The sequence below is a fragment of the Bradyrhizobium sp. SHOUNA76 genome (genome assembly GCF_023006445.1).
GTDB lineage: Bacteria > Pseudomonadota > Alphaproteobacteria > Rhizobiales > Xanthobacteraceae > Bradyrhizobium.
The window spans coordinates 1-1,507 of the sequence record NZ_JALBHA010000853.1; the positions used below are offsets into that span (position 1 = coordinate 1).

The 1,507-nt window shown below is 65.6% G+C and carries 2 protein-coding genes and 1 pseudogene; 2 read left to right on the plus strand and 1 reads right to left on the minus strand.

The genetic code is table 11. The annotated features are described in order from the left end of the window. Nucleotides 1-334: pseudogene (locus tag MOV74_RS37900) on the minus strand (DUF2336 domain-containing protein); the annotation flags it as partial. Nucleotides 335-589: 255 nt separating this feature from the next. Between MOV74_RS37900 and MOV74_RS37905 the strand changes: the two are divergent. Further along, nucleotides 590-778 carry a hypothetical protein gene (locus MOV74_RS37905; protein WP_212067156.1) on the plus strand — a complete coding sequence of 63 codons (189 nt, stop codon included), beginning with the start codon at nucleotides 590-592 and terminating at the stop codon, nucleotides 776-778. Nucleotides 779-793: 15 nt separating this feature from the next. Then, a partial coding sequence (locus MOV74_RS37910; protein WP_246932599.1) for a hypothetical protein occupies nucleotides 794-1,507 on the plus strand: 714 nt, incomplete at its 3' end.

A 1,507-nucleotide genomic window follows, 5' to 3' on the forward strand; every position in this document is an offset into this window, starting at 1 on the left:
GCGAGGGCGCGGGTGCGGGCGTGGGAATCTCGCGCGCCAGCGGAACCCTGCGGCCTTCCTGCGCGGCGACCAGTCCGAGCTTCTGCAGCACCGGGACCGGCGTCTGCGGATAGATCGCGAGCTTGGCTTTGATGGCCGCGCGCGTCGCATCGTCAACCTGGTCGATCAGCCGTGTTGCAAGCTCGGTAAACTGACGCTGCTCGTCCTCGCTGTGGATGCGCGTCTGGACGTAAAGGTCGGTCAGCACGCGCAGCAGCGTCGGCCGAACATCGACGCCTTCGCGACGGGAGAGGGACATCAGCCCGTCGAATCCGGGAAACAGCGACTTGGTCATGGAGAGATACGCGACCTGGGAAGGATACTCGCCGCCAGCCTATCGCAGGCTCCTTTAAAGGCTCGTTAAGGAAAACGAGGCGTGAAGCCGAACGCTCCACTTGTCGCGGTCTCGTGCCTTAACGGGACGTCGCGGACCGGCCCGTGCCGCTACGGTCCGAACGCCGCGTTTACACCCCGTTAACCATGAACTGATCTTAATGAATTGCATGTTGCAGGGGCGCGTTCGGTCGCGCGGCAATTGAAGAGAGCTGACATGGGGACCATCATTGAATTTCCGGCCGGTCGCCGGGTGGGCTCGTCGGGGGATGTCGCTCCGCGCGCGGACATGGGAACGATCCTGATCCTTCCCGTCATCCGTATCGAGCGCGAGGCAGATGAAACCAGCGGCGATCGCGGCCCCGAGCAGGGCACAGCGCCGGGGCGCCGTCGTCGCCGTCGCTGATTTCCGGCTTTTGCAATGCCGGACGCCATCCGCCAGATCCGGCCCTTTTTATCGGCCGCCCTGCTTACGCTTCTCGGCGCGATGCTCGCAGCCTGTAGCGGCGGTGATTTCGGCCGCACCCGCGCCGACATGCGCAGTGACGACATGCATCGCTGGCTGGGCGCGGAGGTTACCTCCAGCGTCGGCCTGAAGCCTTCGCAATTCCAGCTCACCGACGAAGAGCGCCAGCTGCGCGACCTCGCCTATCCCATGATCGAGCCGCCGCTGTCGCGCCCCGCATGGAAGAGCGTGTTCGGCGACTACAAGGCGCTGCCATCGCCCTGGCGTCAGAAGATCGTGTTCGATCGCACCATGTACGGACGCACGCTGATCGACGAGCCGCACCGCTCGCATTCCTCGCGTTATGCGCAGCTGATCGAGGACGTGCGCAACGACATCACCCGCTTCGAGCCGTTCTTCGCCAGCGCGATCCGCGTCATCGATCTCGACAGGAAGCGCGATGCCAGCATGGCGCGTGTTTCGGCGCTCTCGCCGAGGGAGAAGGACGACGCGGTCGCGCGCATGCAGGAGAACTCGCTGATCGTGCAGTGGGTGCAGCAATGCCTGGAGCAGCGCGTCTCGTCCTACCGCTGGTCGCTGGAGCGTCTGGTGATCCAGGCGCCCGACGGCATGGCCGCCGACGCCGACCGCCTGATCGGCGAGCTCGCCGCCCAGACCGCCAACCCCCCG

Excerpts from the sequence above, each read along its gene's own strand:
- MOV74_RS37905 (WP_212067156.1), top strand. The coding sequence starts at position 590 with ATGGGGACCATCATTGAATTTCCGGCCGGTCGCCGGGTGGGCTCGTCG.